The organism is Cellvibrio fibrivorans (genome assembly GCF_031457055.1).
GTDB lineage: Bacteria > Pseudomonadota > Gammaproteobacteria > Pseudomonadales > Cellvibrionaceae > Cellvibrio > Cellvibrio fibrivorans.
Map to the genome: position 1 here is coordinate 300,708 of NZ_JAVDVX010000007.1, position 19,708 is coordinate 320,415.

Below are 19,708 nucleotides of genomic sequence, written 5' to 3' on the forward strand. Positions count from 1 at the left end.
CATCAGGCTTTATCTAACGCAGCTTTAATGTCGCCAGGCCAATCAACACCAGCACCAAGGTGATAATCCAAAAACGCACAATCACACGCGGCTCCGGCCAACCTTTTAATTCAAAGTGATGATGAATAGGCGCCATGCGAAAAATACGGCGACCGGTTAATTTGAATGAAGCTACCTGCAAAATCACTGACACGGTTTCCAGTACAAAAATACCGCCCATAATAAACAGTACGATTTCGTGGCGAACGATTACTGCGATCAAACCCAATGCAGCACCTAATGCCAGCGCGCCTACATCACCCATAAATACTTGGGCGGGGTAAGTGTTGAACCATAAAAATCCCAGACCGGCACCCACTAACGCACAGCAAAACACCACTAATTCACCCGCACCGGGGATGTAGGCAATATTCAAATATTGTGAAAATTGTGAATGCCCCGAAAGGTAGGCGATCAATGCCAAAGCACCGGCCACCATCACACTTGGCATAATCGCAAGGCCGTCCAAGCCATCGGTTAAATTAACCGCATTGCTGGTACCAACGATCACGAAATAGGTGAAGACGATGTAGAACAAACCTAAATCGAGCGCGACATTTTTGAAGAAGGGAATAAACAATTGAGTTTCCGCTGGACTCTGCGCGGTGTAATACAAGAATATCGCCGCGCCAAAACCGGCTATGGATTGCCAAAAATATTTCCAACGCGCTGGCAATCCACGTGAATCGCGCTTTGCGACTTTGCGATAATCATCCACCCAACCTACCGCACCAAAAATCGCAGTGACAATTAACACAACCCACACATAACGGTTGGATAAATCAGCCCACAACAAGGTGCTGATAAAAATGGCCGATAAAATTAATGCACCACCCATGGTCGGTGTGCCGGATTTACTCAAATGGGATTGCGGACCGTCGTTGCGAACCGATTGGCCGATACGTAATTCGGTTAACCGGCGAATGAACCAAGGGCCGAGTAATAACGAAATACCTAATGCGGTAAGCACACCTAAAATGGCGCGCACGGTTAAATATTGAAACACTGCAAAGCTGCGCAGGTATTCCTGTAAGTATTCTGATAGCCAGTACAGCATTAGTGTGAGCCCCCCGCTGAATCACAGAGCTGGCGCACAACTAGATCCATAGCGGCGCTGCGCGAGCCTTTTATAAGTAAAGTGGTATCCTTATTGGCAATTTTTTTCAGGTGTTCGACCAGGGTGGGTTGATCGGCAAAATGCAGCGCGCCTTTACCAAACGCGCGCGAGGCATTTTCACTGAGCTTGCCCACGGTAAATACGTTGGCGATTTTTTTTGCACGGGCATACTCACCTAATTCAGTGTGTAACTGCGGCGCTTCCGGCCCCAACTCACCCAAATCACCCAACACCAAAATACCTTGTGATTTTTGCGCGAGCACATCTATAGCGGCACGCACTGAACCCGGGTTAGCGTTGTAACTATCATCGATAATTTGCGCTTCATTGAAGCCAATGTGACGACTCATGCGGCCGGCAACGGGAGCAAAACTCGCCAAGCCTTGTTTAATTTGTTGCAAATTTGCGCCCACGGCCGACGCACAGGCAGCAGCCATTAACGCATTGCGCACGTTATGCTCACCTTGTGCATTGACGCTGACCTGCGTAGATGCACCATGCAAATTAATAGAAAACTCAATGCTGTTAGCACTAGGTTCAATATCCTGCGCAAAACAATCAGCGTCGCGATTTTGAAAGGAAACACGAATAATTCGACGATTGGTTAAGGTCGCCAACCAATCCGGGGCAAAACGATCATCGATATTGACGACTGCAGTACCGGTAGTCGGCAGTGCTGCATAAATTTCACCTTTTGCACGCGCCACACCTTGCAAGGAACCAAAGCCCTGGATATGCGCAGCCATCACATTATTCACCATCGCAATTTGCGGTTTGGCGAGTGAGCAAAGGTACTCAATTTCGCCTGGGCCACTCGCACCCATTTCAATCACCGCAAATTCATGATGCGCTTCCAACTGCAACAGCGTTAAAGGCACACCAATATGATTATTAAAATTACCTTTGGTCGCGTGCGTTGAACCACACTCGGCAAGAATGCCGGAGAGCAAGGTTTTAACGGTGGTTTTGCCACTGCTACCCGTAATCGCAATAATCGGACGTAAGAATAAACTGCGATTGAGCGCTGCAATCTGGCCAAGTACCAGCAACGAATCGCTGACAACTAATTGCGGCAATTTGATGTCGGGGAAAAACCGCTCAACCACCAGGGCACAAGGTTTTTTCGCAACAGCATCATTAATAAAATCGTGCGCATCAAAACGCTCACCGCGCAGGGCAATAAATAATTCGCCTTCTGCCAGGGTGCGCGAATCAGTATTCACACGGGTAAATTCCACATCGCCCTGTTTCAGCTGTGCAGTAACTGCACGCAAGGGTTTATTGGTAGCAATAAATTCTTCAACCCACTTTAAAGTAAGAGGCTTGATCATGAGTGAGCCTCGGGTGACTGATTGTCATTTTCATGTTTGGCGATACGGCGTTGCAACGACAAGCGCGCGTGTTTGCTATCGCTGAAGGGAAGGGTTTGGGTTGCGAAAATTTGGTAATCCTCGTGACCTTTACCCGCAATTAACACTATGTCGCCCGCCTTGGCTTGTTGTACGGCAAAATCAATTGCCTGAGCGCGATCGGCAATCACCAAACAACCGCTTGGGTGATTCATACCGCGCACAATTTCTGCCGCAATACTTGAAGGCTCTTCTGAACGAGGATTGTCATTCGTGACGATTACATAATCACTCAAGCGCTCGGCGATTTTTCCCATTTGCGGGCGCTTGCTTCTATCGCGATCACCACCACATCCAAACACAGTCCACACGCGGCCGGCTTTGTGTTGATGAATTGCATTCAAGGTGTTTTCGAGCGCATCCGGCGTATGGGCATAGTCGACAATGACTTGAATTTCTTGCGCAGATTGATCGACCGTGACTAACTGCATGCGGCCAGGAGCAGGTTCTAATTGCGCAATTAGTGGCAACAATTGTTCCAACTTAAATCCTTGTGCTCCCAAAGCAGCAATCACAGCAAGCAAATTACTAAGATTAAATTGCCCCAATAGTGGCGAATCTATATCGGCGTCACCCCAGGGAGTATGCAAATGTGCACGCACACCCTGTGCATGTAGTTCACTATTTGTTGCGTAAACGTCAGCTATTTTTTCGGTTGAGTAACTAATGATGTTTACATTGGTCGGGGCTTTTTTCACCAAACTACTTGCCCAATCATCATCAAGATTAATAATGGCTGTTCTCAACTGCGGCATTTGCAATAGCTGCGCTTTTGCATTGCCGTAGCTGTTTAGATCACCGTGGTAATCCAAGTGATCCTGGGTGAGATTGGTAAAAATCGCACTGGTAAAATGTAAACCAGCAACACGCTTTTGTTGCAAACTGTGTGATGACACCTCAATCGCAATCGAAGCAGCACCACCACTAACCAATTCGCTCAAAATACGCTGCAACGTAATTGGGTCAGGCGTTGTTAGACCTGTTGATGTGAGCAAGCCGATTTGTTGCGCAAGCGGTGCGATTACCGAGATATCCAGCAAACCGTAACCGATAGTCCCAACAACGGCCGACTTTTTTTGCAACCGTGCAAGCATTTGTGCTGCCAGCAGACTGCACGTGGTTTTACCGTTAGTGCCAGTAATACCAATCAATTGAATTTTTTTGCTCGGCTCACCGAAAAAGTGACCGGCAATTTCGCTCACCCGGGAAGGCAAATTATCGATTGCAATAACCGGCACCGCTCCCAACCAAGCAATACCCTGCCAGTTTTTATCTGCCTCAACTAAAATGGCGGCTGCACCCAATTCAATCGCTTTGGCAATAAAATTACGGCCATCAACCTTAATTCCCGCCAACGCAATAAATGCATCACCTGTTTTTAATTGGCGGGTATCGAGACATAAATTGCGCACCATAATACTGGCCGCTTTATCCAGTACCAGGTCGGGTAATAGATCGGCAAGCGCAACACTGTGAGTTTGATAATGAGTGGCCATCAGGTTTCTGACCTCTCGTCATGAACAGGATTTTTAGGTGCAGCTTTAATCGCAGGCTCTGCAGTTAAGGCTTTATCATCTGCACCGCGAATATTGTCGGGCGGAACTTGCAACATACGCAGCGCATCTTCCGCTACTTTGGAGAATGCGGGCGCCGCAACAATACCCCCGTTTCCCATAATGCCGCCGCCCTTGGGTTCGTCGATCACGACCATAGCCACAATGCGCGGATTATCGACCGGCGCCATGCCTATAAACGAACTAATTTGTAAGCTGGAATATTTCCCGTTTACAGCCTTGTAAGCAGTGCCGGTTTTTCCCGCTACCGAATAGGAAATCGCACGTGCTCTACTACCAGTACCTTCAGCAGATACCACGCGCTTAAGCATTTCTTTTACCTGGTTGGTGTATTTTTGCTCAACAACACGCTGACCGTCCGGCGGTGTATCCACGCGCAACAATGAAACCGGACGCTTAACACCGCCAGTTGCTATCACTCCATAAGCTTGCACGGTTTGCAGCACCGTGCTGCTGAGCGCATAACCATAAGAAAAATTGGCGCGCTCAATTTTTTGCGCGGGCTTCAACACAGGTAAATGCCCGGCAGATTCGCCGGGAAACCCGGTACCTATAGGTTGGCCAACACCCAGGCGTTCATACATGTCGCGCACGGTATTGGTATCTAATGCAAAGGAAATTTTAGTCATCGCAATGTTGGATGATTTTGCAATTGCCATTGCCAAATCCATCGCGCCATAGTTTTGATGATCTTTGATTGGCTTACTACCAACCATAAAGTAACCGGGGTTGGTATCAATAATATCTTCCGATTTAAATTTGCCACTTTCCAGCGCAGCGAGAATTACCCAGGGTTTCACTGTAGAACCCGGCTCATACAAATCAGTAATCGCGCGATTGCGCAAACCAGCACCGCGCGCGCGGCTGCGATCATTCGGGTTATAAGAGGGTAAATTGGAAATGGCGAGCACTTCGCCAGTGAGCACATCCAGAATCACGATCGAACCGGCAACTGCACCAGCATCTTCCACTGCTTTTTTTAATTCGCGATGAGCGAGATATTGCAAACGCAGATCAATGCTGAGTGTGAGGTTTTGCCCCGGACGCGCCGCTTTCACCAGACGCAACTCTTTTACGGTGCGGCCACGTAAGTCTTTCACAACTTCTTTCGCGCCGTTCTCACCGGTGAGCCATGCATCGTAAGCTAGCTCCATCCCTTCCTGACCGCGATCATCTACATCCGTCATTCCGACTAAATGCGCAGCAACTTCTGCAGCGGGGTAATAACGATGGTATTCAATTTGCTCGTAAACACCGGGGATATCTAATACCAAAACCGCTTGCGCGGCTTCGGGAGACATTTGACGCTGCAAGTACATAAATTCTTTTGTACCGTAGCGCGCGAGGCGTGTTTCCAATTCGGCTTTATTGAGCTTTAGCGCCTGCGCCAATTCACCCCAGCGATGCGGGGCTTGCAATAACACTTTGGGATTTGCCCAGAGCGTGGATACCGGCGTGCTCACCGCTAGCGGATCGCCATTGCGATCGGTAATCACGCCGCGATACGCAGGGATAACTTCAGTGCGCAGGGTGCGTGACTCACCTTGATCCTGCAGGAATTCGTAGCCTTTATCGGCATTTGGTAAAACTTGCAGGCTGGCAACATGACCAATTAGCACCATCACCAACAGCACCAACAGAATGCCGACACCATAGAAGCGCCAGCGCGCAACCTTCAGCGGCTTGCGTGCAGGCTGCAATGGTGGGCGCGCAGTACGCGGCTCGAATGCCGAGGGGCGATTCATTGTCCACCTGCCGCAGGCTCTGCCTGGTTGTGCTTTTCAATCACATGGTTACCGGAGATCATCACCATCTCTTCCGGCGTTGGTGCCATCATATTGAGCTCAGAAACTGCCGCATTTTCTACACGGCCATAGGCCGCCCAGGTGCTTTGTTCGAGCAGATATTGCCCCCACTGCACTTGTAGTTGGGATGCTTCACGACGCAGGGTTTCAAGGCTGTTTACATCGCGACGGACTACTTGTGTCGTGGCGACCACCCCTATCGCAGACGCTAATGTTGCCACCCACAAAAACGCCACAACCAGGATGACACCTGGTGATAGCGGCTTTGGTTGTGATGGGTGACTTCTGTTCATGGAATCCCTGGAGTTTATAAATTTATCGAGTGATCTCGTACTGGTAGATCGGGTTACCGCTAGTGACGCAAAACCGGGATTTACAACTTCTCCGCCACACGCATAACGGCGCTGCGCGAGCGCACGTTGGCATTCACCTCTTCGTCGCTCGCTTTGATCGCCTTGCCAAGCGAGCGCATACGTTTATTTAATTGGTCATCGCGAATCGGCAGGCCTTTGGGTACGGGATCTCCCAACTCCTGACGACGAATAAAGCGCTTGACCGCACGATCCTCAAGCGAGTGAAAGCTAATTACTACCAAGCGACCACCGGGAGCGAGAACGGCGAGAGCCTGCTCCAACACCGAATCAAGATCGATCAACTCGCTGTTGACCTGAATACGAATTGCCTGGAAGGCGCGCGTTGCGGGATGCTTACCTTTTTCCCACGCTGGATTCGCCTCTTTAATCACTTCCGCCAAATGCTTGGTGCGCGTGAATGGAGTCTTTTGGCGCTCGGCGATAATGGCGCGCGCCATCCGCTTGGCAAAACGCTCCTCTCCATACTCTTTAAACACCCAGGTGATATCGTCTTCACTTGCAGTATTTACCCACTCCGCCGCACTTTGGCCGCGGGTCTGATCCATTCGCATATCGAGTGGACCATCCTGCATAAAGCTAAAACCGCGCTCGGCCTCATCCAACTGCGGTGATGACACCCCCAAATCCAGCAATACACCGGCAACTTTCCCGGTCATATCGCGCTCAGCAACTAACTGCGCCAGCTCTGCGAAAGAGCCATGGGCAATGGAAAAACGGTCATCATCCGCAAAGCGGGCATTGGCAGTGGCTATCGCAGCCAAATCTTTATCGATTCCGAGAAGCCGACCATCGACAGATAACTGCTTCATAATCAGTGCACTGTGACCGCCGCGCCCGAAGGTGCCATCTACATAAAAGCCCGATGTATCGGTAACTAGCGCCGCGACCGCCTCATTCAAGAGCACGGTTATATGTTGTGAGTCAGCCACGCCGGTACCTAGAAAGAGAGATTTTGTAAGTCGGCTGGCATTTCGCCTTCAGCCGGCTGATCCATCAGGGCGTTCCAGCTGTCTTCGTCCCACAGCTCCAACTTATTGCCCAGACCAACCAACATGAGTTTTTTATCCAGATGCGCAAATTCGCGCAGGGTGGGGGGAACCAGAACACGGCCATTCGCATCCATCTCAAGATTCACTGCCTGCCCAATAAAACGGCGCTGAATCCGGCGAACATGCTCATTTCCGGCTGGAAGTGCTTGTACCTTGGCAAGTACAGGTTGCCATTCGGCTTCGGAGTAAACCAACAGGCAGCGTTCATACATGTGTGCAGTCACCCACAAACGCGCAGCACCAGACGCTGCCAGCGAGTCGCGGATGCGCGCTGGTATCGCCATGCGACCCTTGGGGTCCATGCTGATGGAGTGACTACCTGTTAAATCGGACACGTTTCACCACTTGCCGGGTTTATTTCCCACAAAAATCCACAATTACCCACATTTCCCCACGACGCTCACTATAAATCGGGGGGATGCAAAGTCAAGCAAGCAATTGCCAAAAGGCGCATAAAATCACGGGAAAAATCGGCAAACGTCGGCAAACAAGAAGGGAAAATACAAAAGCAAACGCCCACAAAAACCAACTTAAACAACAAAAACAAAATGATAGAAACCAAACTTAATGTAAAACATTAAGTTTGGAATTATTTTGCAGTGAAAATTAGGGATTTATATAAGGATTAGATCTATACAGCAGGCAAGAAAGCACAAATCAGGATCTGCGAGCAGTAAAAGGCTGGAATTTAGGAGCATCGTACCTAAAAAAGTAGCGGTACATGCCAAAGCAGGCAGCCTAACCTAGAGGGCACTTTTAATGCAAGTCCCGCCTCATTGCACCGAAAATGATCGATATGTATGATCGATGCAACAGAATCTGAAGCTATCCCCGTGGGACAATAAGCCTTCATCAAACTAGGAAGTTTTTATAATGAACAAGACACTCATTTTCTTGCTCTCAATCATATTCGCCGCCAACGCTTTCGGTGGATTTATTAATGCCAATGACTTGAAGACTGGCGAGAACATCGCCAACAGCTTTGGCAGCTCAGCAATACTGCATTGGGTAAGCAAAGAGCAAAACAAGCAAGCTGTTATGAGCCCGCTCATTGTCAATCAGGCAAACACCGAATTTTTGGGAAATTACTCCCAGTACTTTGGCGCGGCCAATGGCAAATCTGATACTTATGGCCTTGGCAATTTACAGGATACCCTCAATGACCCGGCAAACTATCCTGAAGAAAACGCAATTTATAGCGCCATCGCAATCACATTTACGCAACCTGTATTGAGCTTCGGATTTGAGGCAGAGAACTTTAACGGAGACGAGCAATTTGCTTTCCTTTTCACACCACAAGGTAGCCTGATCAGACGCGAGACAATTATACCCTTAGGTATTACAGGAGATTTTGGCGTTCCTATTTCGGGGTACAAACATACATTTGATTTAACCAGTCAAAATGTTGGTTCAATTATCCTTGGGTCGTGGAGCTCTGCAACTTACTACTACAAGCTTAGTATTGATACGAAACTGCCCGAACCATCAAGCATCTTAATGCTGGTTCTAGGGCTAACTTTGTTGAGGATTAAACAGATAAAGGCAGTCAGTTTGCGATGCATCACACCCTAGGCAAGGTGCTATAAAAAAACATAATCAATGCAAAGAATGGATAAAAACGGAGTCAGCCTGTAAGCCGGGTTCTGTCGTGGACAGTCATTCATCTGGGACTAGCGTCACCGCTAGCCTCAAGCAACCTACCCGAATCCGATGCGGGCCGCACCAATGGATTCCTATTTGGTCTTGCTCCGAGTGGGGTTTACCATGCCGCAGCCTGTTGCCAGTTGCGCGGTGCGCTCTTACCGCACCCTTTCACCCTTACCGGCATTCTTGCGAACGCTTAGGCGGTCTACTCTCTGTTGCACTTTCCGTAGGCTCGCGCCTCCCAGGCGTTACCTGGCACTCTACCCTATGGAGCCCGGACTTTCCTCCCCGATGCACCAGATAACACTCAAGAGAGCTATTCAGTTAACACCGGAGCGACTGTCGGGCCGACTCCGAGGCAGCACATTACTCGCCAGAATCAACAAGCGCAAGTTCAGCCTTTGAACAAAAACCACTTTTTTTGCGAACTTCGTCACCAAAAGTGGCAGCCTTATTCCCACTTTGGAGCAAAGCTTTTCATTAACTGGTATTTTTGCCACTTTAAGCTATTAATTAACAAGTATTTATTGCCCAACTTTGGGCAATAAATACTCTTCACGCACAAATTTCACAATAAAAGCCAAGGAGACTCTCCCGTGAAAGCGCACAAGCACAACCTTCTCGCAGCGGCTATAGCTTTATCTCTGACTGCACCTGCAATCGCCCAAGATGATAGCCCAGCACTTGAAGAGGTGATGGTAACCGCTCAAAAACGTCCGCAAAGCCTGCGCGATGTTCCATTGTCGGTGAATGCACTAGGGGGGGAGAAAATCGAATCTGCCGGTATCACGAATATCGAAACCATGGCGGACTACATCCCCAGCTTCAATATGACCCAGACCGGTATAGGCACCAACATTGCTATCCGCGGCATCAGCTCCGGTGTAAACCAGGGGTTTGAGCAGTCTGCGGCACAATTTATCGACGGTATTCATTATGGTCGTGCGCAATTGTCGCGCGCGCCCTTTTTGGATATCGAACGCGTAGAAGTCCTGCGCGGCCCGCAAAGTATTATCTTCGGCAAAAACTCTACTGCAGGTGCGATCAGCATTACCACCGCCAAACCGGGTGATGAGCTGGAAGGAAAACTCAGTGCGCTCTATGAGCCGGAACACGGCGAGCAGGATGTGCGCTTGATATTGTCAGGCCCAATCAGCGATACCGTCGGTGGCCGCCTTGCTATTTTGCAAAGCAGCCTCGATGGCTACATGGAGAACACCACGCTGGATCGCGATGAATCCGGTGATAAAAATCGTGTGATCCGTGCGACCTTGCAGTGGCAACCGAGCGACCTGTGGGACATTACCCTCAAGATGGAAGATGGATCTTTCGACAGCAATGGGCGCAACATTGAAGTTGTTAAACCGGTAGGTGGATCTTACGCGAATGCCTTATCGTTCTTCACCCAAGGCGCCTATCAACTTGATACGACCCACGATTGGAAGCGCCAATCGAACGGCGACTACAGCTATAACGATACTGAAAACATCACACTCAACATCGAGCGGGAACTGGGCGAGCACACAATTACCTCGGTTACCGGCTACAACGCCTACACCTATCAAGAGTTGTGCGATTGTGATTTTACCGGTGCGTCCGGCTTTAACATCCTTTCAGACGAAGATTACAGCCAGGTCAGTCAGGAACTGCGTATCGCATCACCAGAAGATGAAACTATCAGCTATCTCGGAGGCGTGTTTTTCCAGAGCAGCTCGCTGAAATTCCATGATGCAGTGCGCGTTCCCACTGACAGCTTTATCGCCACCGCTTTCTCCTCACTACTCGGGGCCCAAGCCGCCAATTTACTGCGCGGTGCGTCAACCCAGCGCGACTTCGAACAAGATACGGATCTGGCCGCAATATTCGCCCAGGGGACATGGAATTTCACCGATTTGTCGCGATTGATCGTGGGAGCTCGCTATACCCAGGAAACCAAAGAAGCTAGTCGTCACCAGTATCACGTTAGCAATACTGGCGTGACGCTACCTCAGGGCACGACAGCACAGCCTTACAACCTGATCTGGAGCCAATTCAAGATCGATCCTCATGCAGTTAAAGGTGATCGAGATGAATCCGGCTTTACGCCACTTATCACATTCCAACACGATTTCTGGGGTACCGACATGGTCTACCTCAGTTACACCACAGGGTTTAAATCCGGTGGTTTTGATGTCCGTGCCAACGCTGCGCCTAATGCATTGGATGGTATTTACCCGAATATTGAGGGCACTTGGGAATTTGAAGAGGAAAAGGTCAGAAACTTCGAGGCAGGCGCCAAGCTTGTATTGGCTGATGGCGCCGCAGAGTTGAATGTCGCCGCTTTCCGCTCCGAATTCAAAGATATGCAAACCAGCCAGTTCGACGGCAGCCTCAGCTTCAACGTGACCAATGCGGGTGAAGCTGTAGTTCAAGGCCTTGAGGTTGATGGCCGCTGGGCAGTCATTGATAACGTTATGTTGCGCGGTGGCGCAGCCTACATCGATTTTGAATACACCGATTTCCCCAACTCGCAATGCTACTTTGGTCAACCTGCATCCGAGCGCAACCCAACCAACCCAACTGTGTGTGATGCCACCGGCAAACGCCGTGAGTTCACCCCGGAAATTCAGGGCAATATGGGCATAGATTACACCTTGAACTTCAGCAATGGCCTCAAATTAGTTAACACATTGGACGTCATTTATAGCACTGAGTACCTGACCACTCCGTCATTGGATCCCAAGTTTGAGCAGCCGTCCTACACCAAAATTAATGCTCGTATTGCGCTGAGCGGTAACGATGACATGTGGGAATTGGCATTGATCGGCAAAAACCTGACGGACGAATCGGTAGTTACCTATGCCAACGGTTTACCAGTAGCGACTACAGTATCGAGCGGCACAGGTTATTACGCCTTCTACGAACGCCCAAGAAATATAGCCCTACAGGGAACCATTCGCTTTTAATCCGCGAGAGTAACAAACGCCTAAATAAACCCCAGCCCAGTGCTGGGGTTTGTCTTTTTAACTTCTCGCGTTAATCCTTCACCCACTTTGCTGCTACCATTAATATGACTTATTTTTTGCTTCACCTATCGGATTAACAGTAATGAGCGATTCACCCGCTGGGCAAGCTGCACAGAAAAACGCCCCGCACACCATAACCCTGCTGCAACACAATGCCCTTAAAGGATTCCTCCTCGCCGCCGCCGGCTTGTTTCTCTTCGCCTGCATGGACAGCACCACCAAATACCTGACCACCCATTACAACGTTCCCTTTGTGGTAGCGATGCGCTATATCGTCCATTTTTTGCTGATGGTTATGATCCTCGCCCCGCGCCATTCAGCTCAGCTGGTTTACACCCAGCGCACCGGATTAGTGGTCGCGCGCGCGGTGGTATTGACTATCGCATCGCTCTGTATGGGTATGGCATTACATCGCATGCCGCTGGCAGAAACCACGGCGATCAACTTTCTCGCGCCCACGCTGGTAGCGTTACTCGCCGGCTCCATGCTGGGTGAAAAAATTGGCGGCTGGGGCTGGGCGGCGATCGTCACTGGCTTTATCGGCGTGCTGCTGATTGCCCGCCCCGGGGGTGGACTGGATGCTGTAGGCATTATGTTTGCGCTGGGTGCAGCGGCAGCCAACGCGACCTATCAGCTGTTATCGCGCTTGCTAGCCAGCACCGAAAAAGCCATCGCCTTGCTGTTTTACACCGCGCTGCTTGGCTCGATTATCTTTGGCATCGCCCTGCCCTGGTTCTGGGAAAATGAAGCTCCAAGTGAGCTAGAGGTGATTTTACTGCTGAGCATGGGGGTTAGCGGCGGCTTGGGACACTACTTGTTTACCCTTGCCTATCGGCATGCGCCCGCATCCATGTTAGCTCCCACTACCTATTTGCAACTGCTTTGGGCTGGATTGTTGGGCTGGATTATTTTCGACACCATCCCCGACAGCATGAGCTTGATCGGTATGGCGATTGTGGCGGCCTCAGGCCTTATTATTGCGTTCAAATCCCACTAGAAACCCGGACCAACTCCGCCAGGTTAACCTGTTAAATGGTGCTGGAACACTTAAAAAAAGACCTCCTAACAAATGAGTACCAGCAAAAAAATCAAACTTGGCAAACGCCTGCAACACATTGAACTCATGGTAACCAAGCAATACGATCACATTTGGGATTGCTGCTGCGACCATGGTTTGTTAGGCGCTGCACTGCTTTCGCGGCACGCAGCACCTAACATTCATTTTGTGGATATAGTTCCCGATCTTATGCATGAACTGGAACATAAACTGAAACAGTTTTTTCCAAAAAAGCCTGACCCGCACACTCAATGGCAAGCGCACTGTATAGACGTAACAGCCCTTCCCTTACAACAATTCAGCGGAAAACATCTCGTGATAATTGCAGGAGTTGGCGGCGATTTAATGACGGAGTTAGTTCGCGCGATTTATCAAAAAAATCCTGCATCAGATATCGATTTTTTACTTTGCCCCGTACAACATCAATTCACGCTAAGACAACAACTCATCCAACTTGACTGCAGCTTACTAAATGAAACATTGATTGTTGAAAACAAACGCTTTTATGAAATTTTATTAGTCTCAACAGCAAAAAACTCCGGTTCAAAAATAAATCCCTTCGGCAGCCTCATCTGGCAAAGCAATACACCTGAACAAGCAAAAATCGCCGCTGATTACCTAAAGAAAACAATGGATCACTACAAGAGGGCTCAATTAAGTCGTAAAGCTGAAGTGCAGCATATTATTGATGCCTATAGCACTATAACTGCACAATCATTTTATCTATAGCCAAAACACCAAACAGTACTCCCCCCCCTCACACACCACACACCACACACCACACACCACACACCACACACCACACACCACACACCACACACCCCAAAAAGATTTTTCTGATCAGGTTGCTGCACGCGCCAACATTATTTTGTTAGATAAAAATCCATTAATTGATATTAGTCATAGCCGAAGTAATAGTGGTATATATACTCGCGAGCGATGTCTTTCCAATTCAGGCATTAAAGACTTCTTAAGTTTGCTCTGATGTTGCAATAGCAAAATGTAAATCAAAATGGCAACAAATATGACTCCGGACGTAAATCCCAAAGAAGACGTATGGCTGGTATACGACGGCGAATGCCCCGTATGCAAAACCTACTGTAAATATATTCGCATACGCGCAGCGGTTGGCAATTTGCATTTGGTTGATGCACGGCAGCCAGGTGAGCTGATGGATGAGATAACCCGCTTGGGGCTGGATATCGATCAGGGAATGGTGCTGAGATTTAGAGACGCCATCTATTATGGGTCAGATGCAATTCATATGCTTACGCTACTCAGCACACCTTCCGGAGTTTTTAATCGCATTAATTATTATGTGTTCAGCACCCAAGTGGGTTTTAAAATCTTCTACCCAATCGGCAAAGCCTTTCGTACACTTTTGCTGAAATTGCTCGGCATCCGCCGTATTGAAAACTTGAAAAAAAATTCTAAAACGTCGGTTTCATAAAAAAATAATCCCGCACAGAGCGGGATTATTAGACAGAACCGGCAAGCGGTTGTTAAAACTTGAATTTCACCCCCACATCGATGCTGCGCTCAGTACCCACGTAAATACCTTGGCGCAAGCTGGCGATGTACTGCTCATCGGTCAGGTTCTTGGCGCTGGCGCTCAGGCTCAAATCCTTGCTGAACTCGTAGATCGCGTTCAAATCCAGCAGCGTGTAGCCATCGATTTGGCCGGTGAAAAAGCCGGATGTACTCTCAGTGATAGGCTTGGTGTTGAGCACGTCCGTATATTGCTCACCCGTATGATGCACACTGAGCGCGGTGCGCAACTTGCCGGTTTTGTACTCCAGGCTCAGGTTGGTCACCCACTCAGGAACATAGGTCACGCGATTGCCATCGGGTGTAGTGATGTTGCCATTCGCATCGCGGCGCGCGCCCACAAACTCCGCATCTGGAATGTAGGTGGCGCTGGATTTGAGGGTAAAACCAGCGCCCAACTCCCAACCTAATGCCGCTTCAAGGCCTTGATGAAGCGTCTCACCACCATTGGTACGCTGGAACTGACTGTTCGAGTTAGCCGGGATAATCTGATTGTCAAAATCCATGCGGAAGAAAGTCAACTCGTAGGTCAACTGCGCGCGCGCGCCACGAACACCCGCCTCGATATTCACCGAACGCTCGGCGTCGAGCTGCTGATCTTCCAAGCCGTTAAGTGCATCGCTATTGAGCGCGGGCGAAAAGGCTTTGTAGACGCTTGCAAAACCTTGCAGCGCAGGATTGATCTGATAGGTAGCACCCAGCCCAGGCAGTATCTCGGTGTTGGAGGTGTCAGCCTCATTATTGGTGGCAGCGCGTTTGTTTTGGCTGGTTTGTTCGTAACTCTCGGCACGCAAGCCTGCGGTCACGGCAAAACGGTCAGACACGGCAAACCGATTTTGCGCATACAAAGCGAGACTATCTGCGGATTCAACCGCATCCCTGCTGATGGTGCCAGTGCGCGGAGTAGCGCGAGTGGCAGCGACAGTCACGTCATCCATGGATTCATTCATTGCCCGCACACCAATTTCCGCCTCGTTCGCCAGACCAAACAATTGATGCTGCAGCTTGAGGCGGCTATCGATACCAAAACGATCAAAGCTGCGGTTGTTGCCGTTCAAACTATCGGTGTAAACCCAGCGGCCGGCTGCCGCAGATGCAGCATTGTTGGTGGCATAGCGCCAGTAGTCGCGATAGGTTTCGCTCCCGTACACCAACGTAGTCAGCTTGGCGGTAGCGCTGATGTCCCACTCGTGGTTCAAATCCAGTGCGCGACGGCCACTGATAAAATAATCGTCCGGCGCAGGATTGTAGTCGGCGCCATCTTTGTAAGCCTGCAAAAACACCCCGCGGTAGGAGATATTGGCCTCGCTGTCGTAATCGCTGAACTTCAGGCTCAGCCACTGATTGTCGCCCAACGCCATGCCCGTTTTGATCATAACGTCAGTCATGTCATAACCCTTGTCCATAAATCCATCGCTGCTGGCATGGGTGATGAAAGCGCCAAACTGCGCTTCTTGCGACGGCGTTGAACCACCGACTTCCAGTGTTGCCTCGCGGCTGTTGAATGAGCCAGCGCGCGCCTCAAGCTGAACACCATCTTCAGGTTGCTTGGTGATGTAGTTGATCACACCGCCAATAGTACTGGGGCCGTATCGCAAAGAAGCGGCACCTTTGAGGACTTCAATTGTTTCCATGCGCTGGATGCGTGGGTTGTAGTAACGACCATTGCCCACAAACAAACCGGGTGCAATGGGCACACCATCTTCGAGAATCAGGGTTTTATAATCGGCAGAGCTCAAGCCACGTATACCAATGTTGGCAACAATCGCACTTTCTTCTTCAGGCTTGATGGCCACACCGGGCACTGAACGCAAGGCCTCTTCTGTTGAACGGGGTTGACGAATCTGCAGCTCCTCTTCAGTGACAATCGCAACTGCGCCTGGCTGACGCTCGCTATCACCCTCTTCTGTACCCACAACCACCACCTTCGGCAGCACCTTGGCCTCTGCTTCGGCGGTGGCAGGCAAAGCAGCACCACCCAAAGCAAGTGTCATAGCAACGGCGAGTGGATTAGGTAAAAAACGGGCTGCGCGAGCAGCGGGAGTGACGGAATGACGCATGTGAAGTTCCTTGGGTTCCAGTGGTTAACAGTCGCATAAACACAGCTGAATACAGCCGATTATGGCAATCAAATACGTGTGTCATGCTTTTTCAGATGCGCCACTATAACAAACAGGAATAATTTACATCAAACTTACATCAAAATAAGCGCTAATCTGCCAACCACGGCAAGACTACTCAGCCTGCTGCAACGCCCAATCGTACAGAAAATTCTTTTTCAAACCGGTGAGTTTTGCGCCTATTGCCGCCGCTTGTTTTACCGGCAATTCATCCAGCAACACTTTCATGATATGCATGTGCTCGGGCGTCATGGCTTCGTTTTCAGGCTTGGGCGCGCCATGGACCAAGAGCACAATTTCTCCGCGCTGCTGGTTGCTATCGCTCTCAACCCATGCCGCCAACTCACTGACGTTACTGCCTTTTATCGTCTCAAAGGTTTTGGTCAGCTCGCGTGCCATCACCACTTCGCGCTCCGCGCCAAACACCTGCGCCATGTCTTGCAGGGTTTCCAAAATACGGTGGGGGGCTTCGTAAAAAATCAGTGTGCGCGGGTCAGCAGCCAGCGACTGTAACTGGGTGCAGCGGGCGACTTGTTTGGCGGGCAAAAAACCTTCAAACGCAAAACGGTCAGACGGCAAACCGGCAGCACTTAAAGCGGCGATCATCGCGCAGGCGCCAGGAATAGGAACGACTTTAACACCCGCTTGGCGAGCAGAGCGCACCAAGCGATAGCCGGGATCGGATACCAGCGGGGTGCCCGCATCGGAAATCAGGGCGACTGAATCGCCGGCTTGTATGCGGGCAATAAGCTGCTCAACGCGCGTCTCATCACTGTGGTCGTGGTAAGCGATGCAGGGGGTTTTGATATCGAAATGGGCCAACAGACGGGAACTGTGTCGCGTATCTTCAGCGGCGATTACCGCTACCGTTTGTAGTGTTTCCACCGCTCGCGGTACCATATCGCCCAAATTACCAATCGGGGTCGCCACGACATAAAGAATGCCTTGGTTGGAGGCTACTGTTGTCATACCGAACTCCGGAAAAGGGGTAGAATCCACGCCAGGTTTATGGCTTTGGATGTTGAATATTCACTGCAGGTTTTCACCGAGGTTTTCATGCCGATACGGCCTTTTTTGTGCACTTTATCGACCAAGTCGCGCAACTTATCAACCAATACCCTAGCCACGCTGATGATCGCAACACTGACCTTGAGTCTGGCGAGCTGCAGTAGCAATCCACCCCAGTCCGAGAAGCGCAAATCCACCGCTGTCAAAACCCAAGCAGCCAAGCCAAGCGCCGCCAAGCTGCTAAATCAGGCAAATCAATTGCAGTCGCCCGAGCGAGAGAGTTTGCTGTTGGAGGCGGCGCAAGCCTATATCGATGCACGCCAATACAATCGCGCGCGGGATTTGCTGGTCGATATGAACTCCGATGCACTGCCCGATCAGGATTACATCAAACACACCGACCTGCTCAGCACCGTCGCCCTGCATCAGGGCTCCAACTTTTTAGCGCACGGCATTCTAACCAAGCCGCGCCTCGAACAACAATGGTCAAACATGGAGCCACAGACCGAAGTGTCGCTGCGCGAAAAGCGCGCCCAGGTGTTTGCACTTCTGGGCGAAGCGCAAAATAGCGTGGCCGAGCGGATTCAACTGAGTGGATTGATCGACAATAAAAACCAACGCCAGGCTAATCAGGAAGTGCTCTGGCAGAATTTGATGAGCATCCCTTTTGCTGAATTACAGCAACTCAGTCAGGATGAAAACGGCCAGGCAGCGCGCGGTTGGTACAGCCTCGCTGCCATCAACAAAAACAACCAAATCGACTTGGAACAACAGCGCGAACAATTACAGCAATGGTTGGGCGTGTGGCGGCAACATCCCGCACATGACAACTTGCCGAGCGATTTGCGTCTATTGCAAAGTTTAATTGAACAACAACCGCAACAAGTGGCGCTGCTACTGCCAATGCAAGGCAAACTCGCTGAAGCAGGCGAAGCTGTGCGTGATGGTTTTTTTGCGGCTTATTACGAAGCATTGAGCAATGGTCGGAATACCCCTGAAGTGCGCCAATACGATAGCAGCGGCGATGCAATCGCGGCCTATCAACAAGCGATCGCAGATGGTGCCGATCTGGTCATTGGGCCTATCGATAAAGAGAAAGTCACCGAAATAAGTTTGATGCCTTCACTGGAAGTGCCAGTGCTATCGCTCAATTATCCGGACACTCCCCCCGCCGAACCGCTTAAAGGTTTTTATCAATTTGGTTTAGCCGTTGAAGATGAAGCGCGCCAGGTTGCGCGCCAGGCATTTTTGGAGGGACATCGTCAGGCGATGGTGATTATTCCAACGCAAGAGTGGAGCGAGCGCAGTGCGCGCGCCTTTGCCGATGAGTGGGAAAAGCTCGGCGGTGTAGTGGTCAACCGCACACAATTTCAAACCGGCGTGAATTATTCCGGTTTGGTAAAAGATGCGATGTTGATTGAGCAAAGCCAAATACGCACCCGCGAAATGCAAGAATTATTGGGCATCCCGCTGCAGTCATCGCCACGTAGCCGTGGCGATGTAGATATGATTTTTTTAATTGCCGATCCTGCGCAAGCGCGTCAAATAAAACCGACATTTGCCTTTCACTACGCCGGAAAAATTCCGGTGTACTCCACTAGCCAGGTCTATTCTGGCCAACCCAATCCGAAAGCGGATCGTGATTTAAATGGCATTCGCTTTAACACTATGCCCTGGCTGTTCGACACCACCAGCCGCGAAAAACAAGCAGTTGCACAGCACACAAAATCCGCTGCGGTTTACGGCCGCTTACATGCGCTGGGCGCCGATGCATTTCGTCTTTACGCGCGTTTGCCGCAACTGGAGCAAGTGCCCGATATGCGCATTTACGGCGCGACAGGTGCGCTGCATATGCTGAGTGACAGACGCATCGAGCGCGAGCAAATCTGGGTGAGATTTCGCAATGGTGAAGCGCAACCGCTGCCGATGGTAATCAACGAAAATGAAGTTCAATATTAA

At 50.2% G+C, this 19,708-nt stretch carries 15 protein-coding genes and 1 other RNA gene; 6 read left to right on the plus strand and 10 right to left on the minus strand.

What is annotated here, in order from left to right; all coding sequences use genetic code 11:
• Positions 1 to 13 precede the first annotated feature (13 nt).
• The 7 genes from mraY to mraZ form a co-directional block, all read right to left on the minus strand.
• Complete coding sequence (gene mraY / locus J2X05_RS18425) at positions 14 to 1,096, minus strand: phospho-N-acetylmuramoyl-pentapeptide-transferase (protein WP_310075331.1); 1,083 nt, start codon at positions 1,094 to 1,096, stop codon at positions 14 to 16.
• The gene (locus J2X05_RS18430; RefSeq protein WP_310075334.1) at positions 1,096 to 2,487 is read right to left on the minus strand and encodes a UDP-N-acetylmuramoyl-tripeptide--D-alanyl-D-alanine ligase; all 1,392 of its coding nucleotides are present in this window, start codon (positions 2,485 to 2,487) and stop codon (positions 1,096 to 1,098) included. Before J2X05_RS18430 ends, mraY begins: the two co-directional genes overlap by 1 nt.
• The gene (locus J2X05_RS18435) at positions 2,484 to 4,061 is read right to left on the minus strand and encodes a UDP-N-acetylmuramoyl-L-alanyl-D-glutamate--2,6-diaminopimelate ligase (RefSeq protein WP_310075337.1); all 1,578 of its coding nucleotides are present in this window, start codon (positions 4,059 to 4,061) and stop codon (positions 2,484 to 2,486) included. The genes J2X05_RS18430 and J2X05_RS18435 overlap by 4 nt, the downstream gene beginning before the upstream one ends.
• Entirely contained in the window at positions 4,061 to 5,884 is a 1,824-nt protein-coding gene (locus J2X05_RS18440; protein WP_310075339.1) for a peptidoglycan D,D-transpeptidase FtsI family protein, read from the minus strand. The genes J2X05_RS18435 and J2X05_RS18440 overlap by 1 nt, the downstream gene beginning before the upstream one ends.
• On the minus strand, positions 5,881 to 6,237 hold the full coding sequence (gene ftsL, locus J2X05_RS18445; RefSeq protein WP_310075342.1) for a cell division protein FtsL: 357 nt from the start codon (positions 6,235 to 6,237) through the stop codon (positions 5,881 to 5,883). Before ftsL ends, J2X05_RS18440 begins: the two co-directional genes overlap by 4 nt.
• 80 nt (positions 6,238 to 6,317) lie before the next feature.
• A complete protein-coding gene (gene rsmH, locus J2X05_RS18450) occupies positions 6,318 to 7,247 on the minus strand; it encodes a 16S rRNA (cytosine(1402)-N(4))-methyltransferase RsmH (protein WP_310075344.1) in 930 nt (309 codons plus the stop codon).
• 8 nt (positions 7,248 to 7,255) lie between these two features.
• On the minus strand, positions 7,256 to 7,702 hold the full coding sequence (mraZ, locus tag J2X05_RS18455) for a division/cell wall cluster transcriptional repressor MraZ (RefSeq protein ID WP_310075346.1): 447 nt from the start codon (positions 7,700 to 7,702) through the stop codon (positions 7,256 to 7,258).
• A gap of 538 nt (positions 7,703 to 8,240) precedes the next feature.
• Between mraZ and J2X05_RS18460 the strand changes: the two genes are divergently transcribed.
• On the plus strand, positions 8,241 to 8,939 hold the full coding sequence (locus tag J2X05_RS18460) for a hypothetical protein (protein WP_310075348.1): 699 nt from the start codon (positions 8,241 to 8,243) through the stop codon (positions 8,937 to 8,939).
• Between the two features lie 44 nt (positions 8,940 to 8,983).
• Here J2X05_RS18460 and rnpB read toward each other — a convergent pair.
• Positions 8,984 to 9,366: RNase P RNA component class A (gene rnpB, locus J2X05_RS18465), an RNA gene on the minus strand.
• Between the two features lie 241 nt (positions 9,367 to 9,607).
• On the opposite strand from rnpB, the gene J2X05_RS18470 reads away from it, so the two are divergent.
• The 4 genes from J2X05_RS18470 to J2X05_RS18485 all read left to right on the plus strand — a co-directional run bounded on the left by J2X05_RS18470 (position 9,608) and on the right by J2X05_RS18485 (position 14,523).
• Positions 9,608 to 11,956, plus strand: coding sequence for a TonB-dependent receptor (locus J2X05_RS18470; RefSeq protein ID WP_310075351.1), 2,349 nt, complete (start codon positions 9,608 to 9,610; stop codon positions 11,954 to 11,956).
• Positions 11,957 to 12,098: 142 nt separating this feature from the next.
• Positions 12,099 to 13,013 (plus strand): DMT family transporter, encoded by a 915-nt coding sequence (locus J2X05_RS18475; RefSeq protein WP_310075354.1) that lies wholly within the window; start codon positions 12,099 to 12,101, stop codon positions 13,011 to 13,013.
• 72 nt (positions 13,014 to 13,085) lie between these two features.
• A complete protein-coding gene (locus J2X05_RS18480) occupies positions 13,086 to 13,802 on the plus strand; it encodes a tRNA (adenine(22)-N(1))-methyltransferase (protein WP_310075356.1) in 717 nt (238 codons plus the stop codon).
• Between the two features lie 295 nt (positions 13,803 to 14,097).
• Entirely contained in the window at positions 14,098 to 14,523 is a 426-nt protein-coding gene (locus J2X05_RS18485) for a DCC1-like thiol-disulfide oxidoreductase family protein (RefSeq protein ID WP_310075358.1), read from the plus strand.
• A gap of 52 nt (positions 14,524 to 14,575) precedes the next feature.
• Here the strand turns inward: J2X05_RS18485 and J2X05_RS18490 are convergent, their stop codons facing one another.
• Entirely contained in the window at positions 14,576 to 16,681 is a 2,106-nt protein-coding gene (locus J2X05_RS18490; RefSeq protein WP_310075360.1) for a TonB-dependent receptor family protein, read from the minus strand.
• A gap of 174 nt (positions 16,682 to 16,855) precedes the next feature.
• Complete coding sequence (gene rsmI / locus J2X05_RS18495) at positions 16,856 to 17,710, minus strand: 16S rRNA (cytidine(1402)-2'-O)-methyltransferase (protein WP_310075363.1); 855 nt, start codon at positions 17,708 to 17,710, stop codon at positions 16,856 to 16,858.
• A 162-nt stretch (positions 17,711 to 17,872) separates the two neighbouring features.
• On the opposite strand from rsmI, the gene J2X05_RS18500 reads away from it, so the two are divergent.
• Positions 17,873 to 19,708, plus strand: coding sequence for a penicillin-binding protein activator (locus J2X05_RS18500; protein ID WP_310075365.1), 1,836 nt, complete (start codon positions 17,873 to 17,875; stop codon positions 19,706 to 19,708).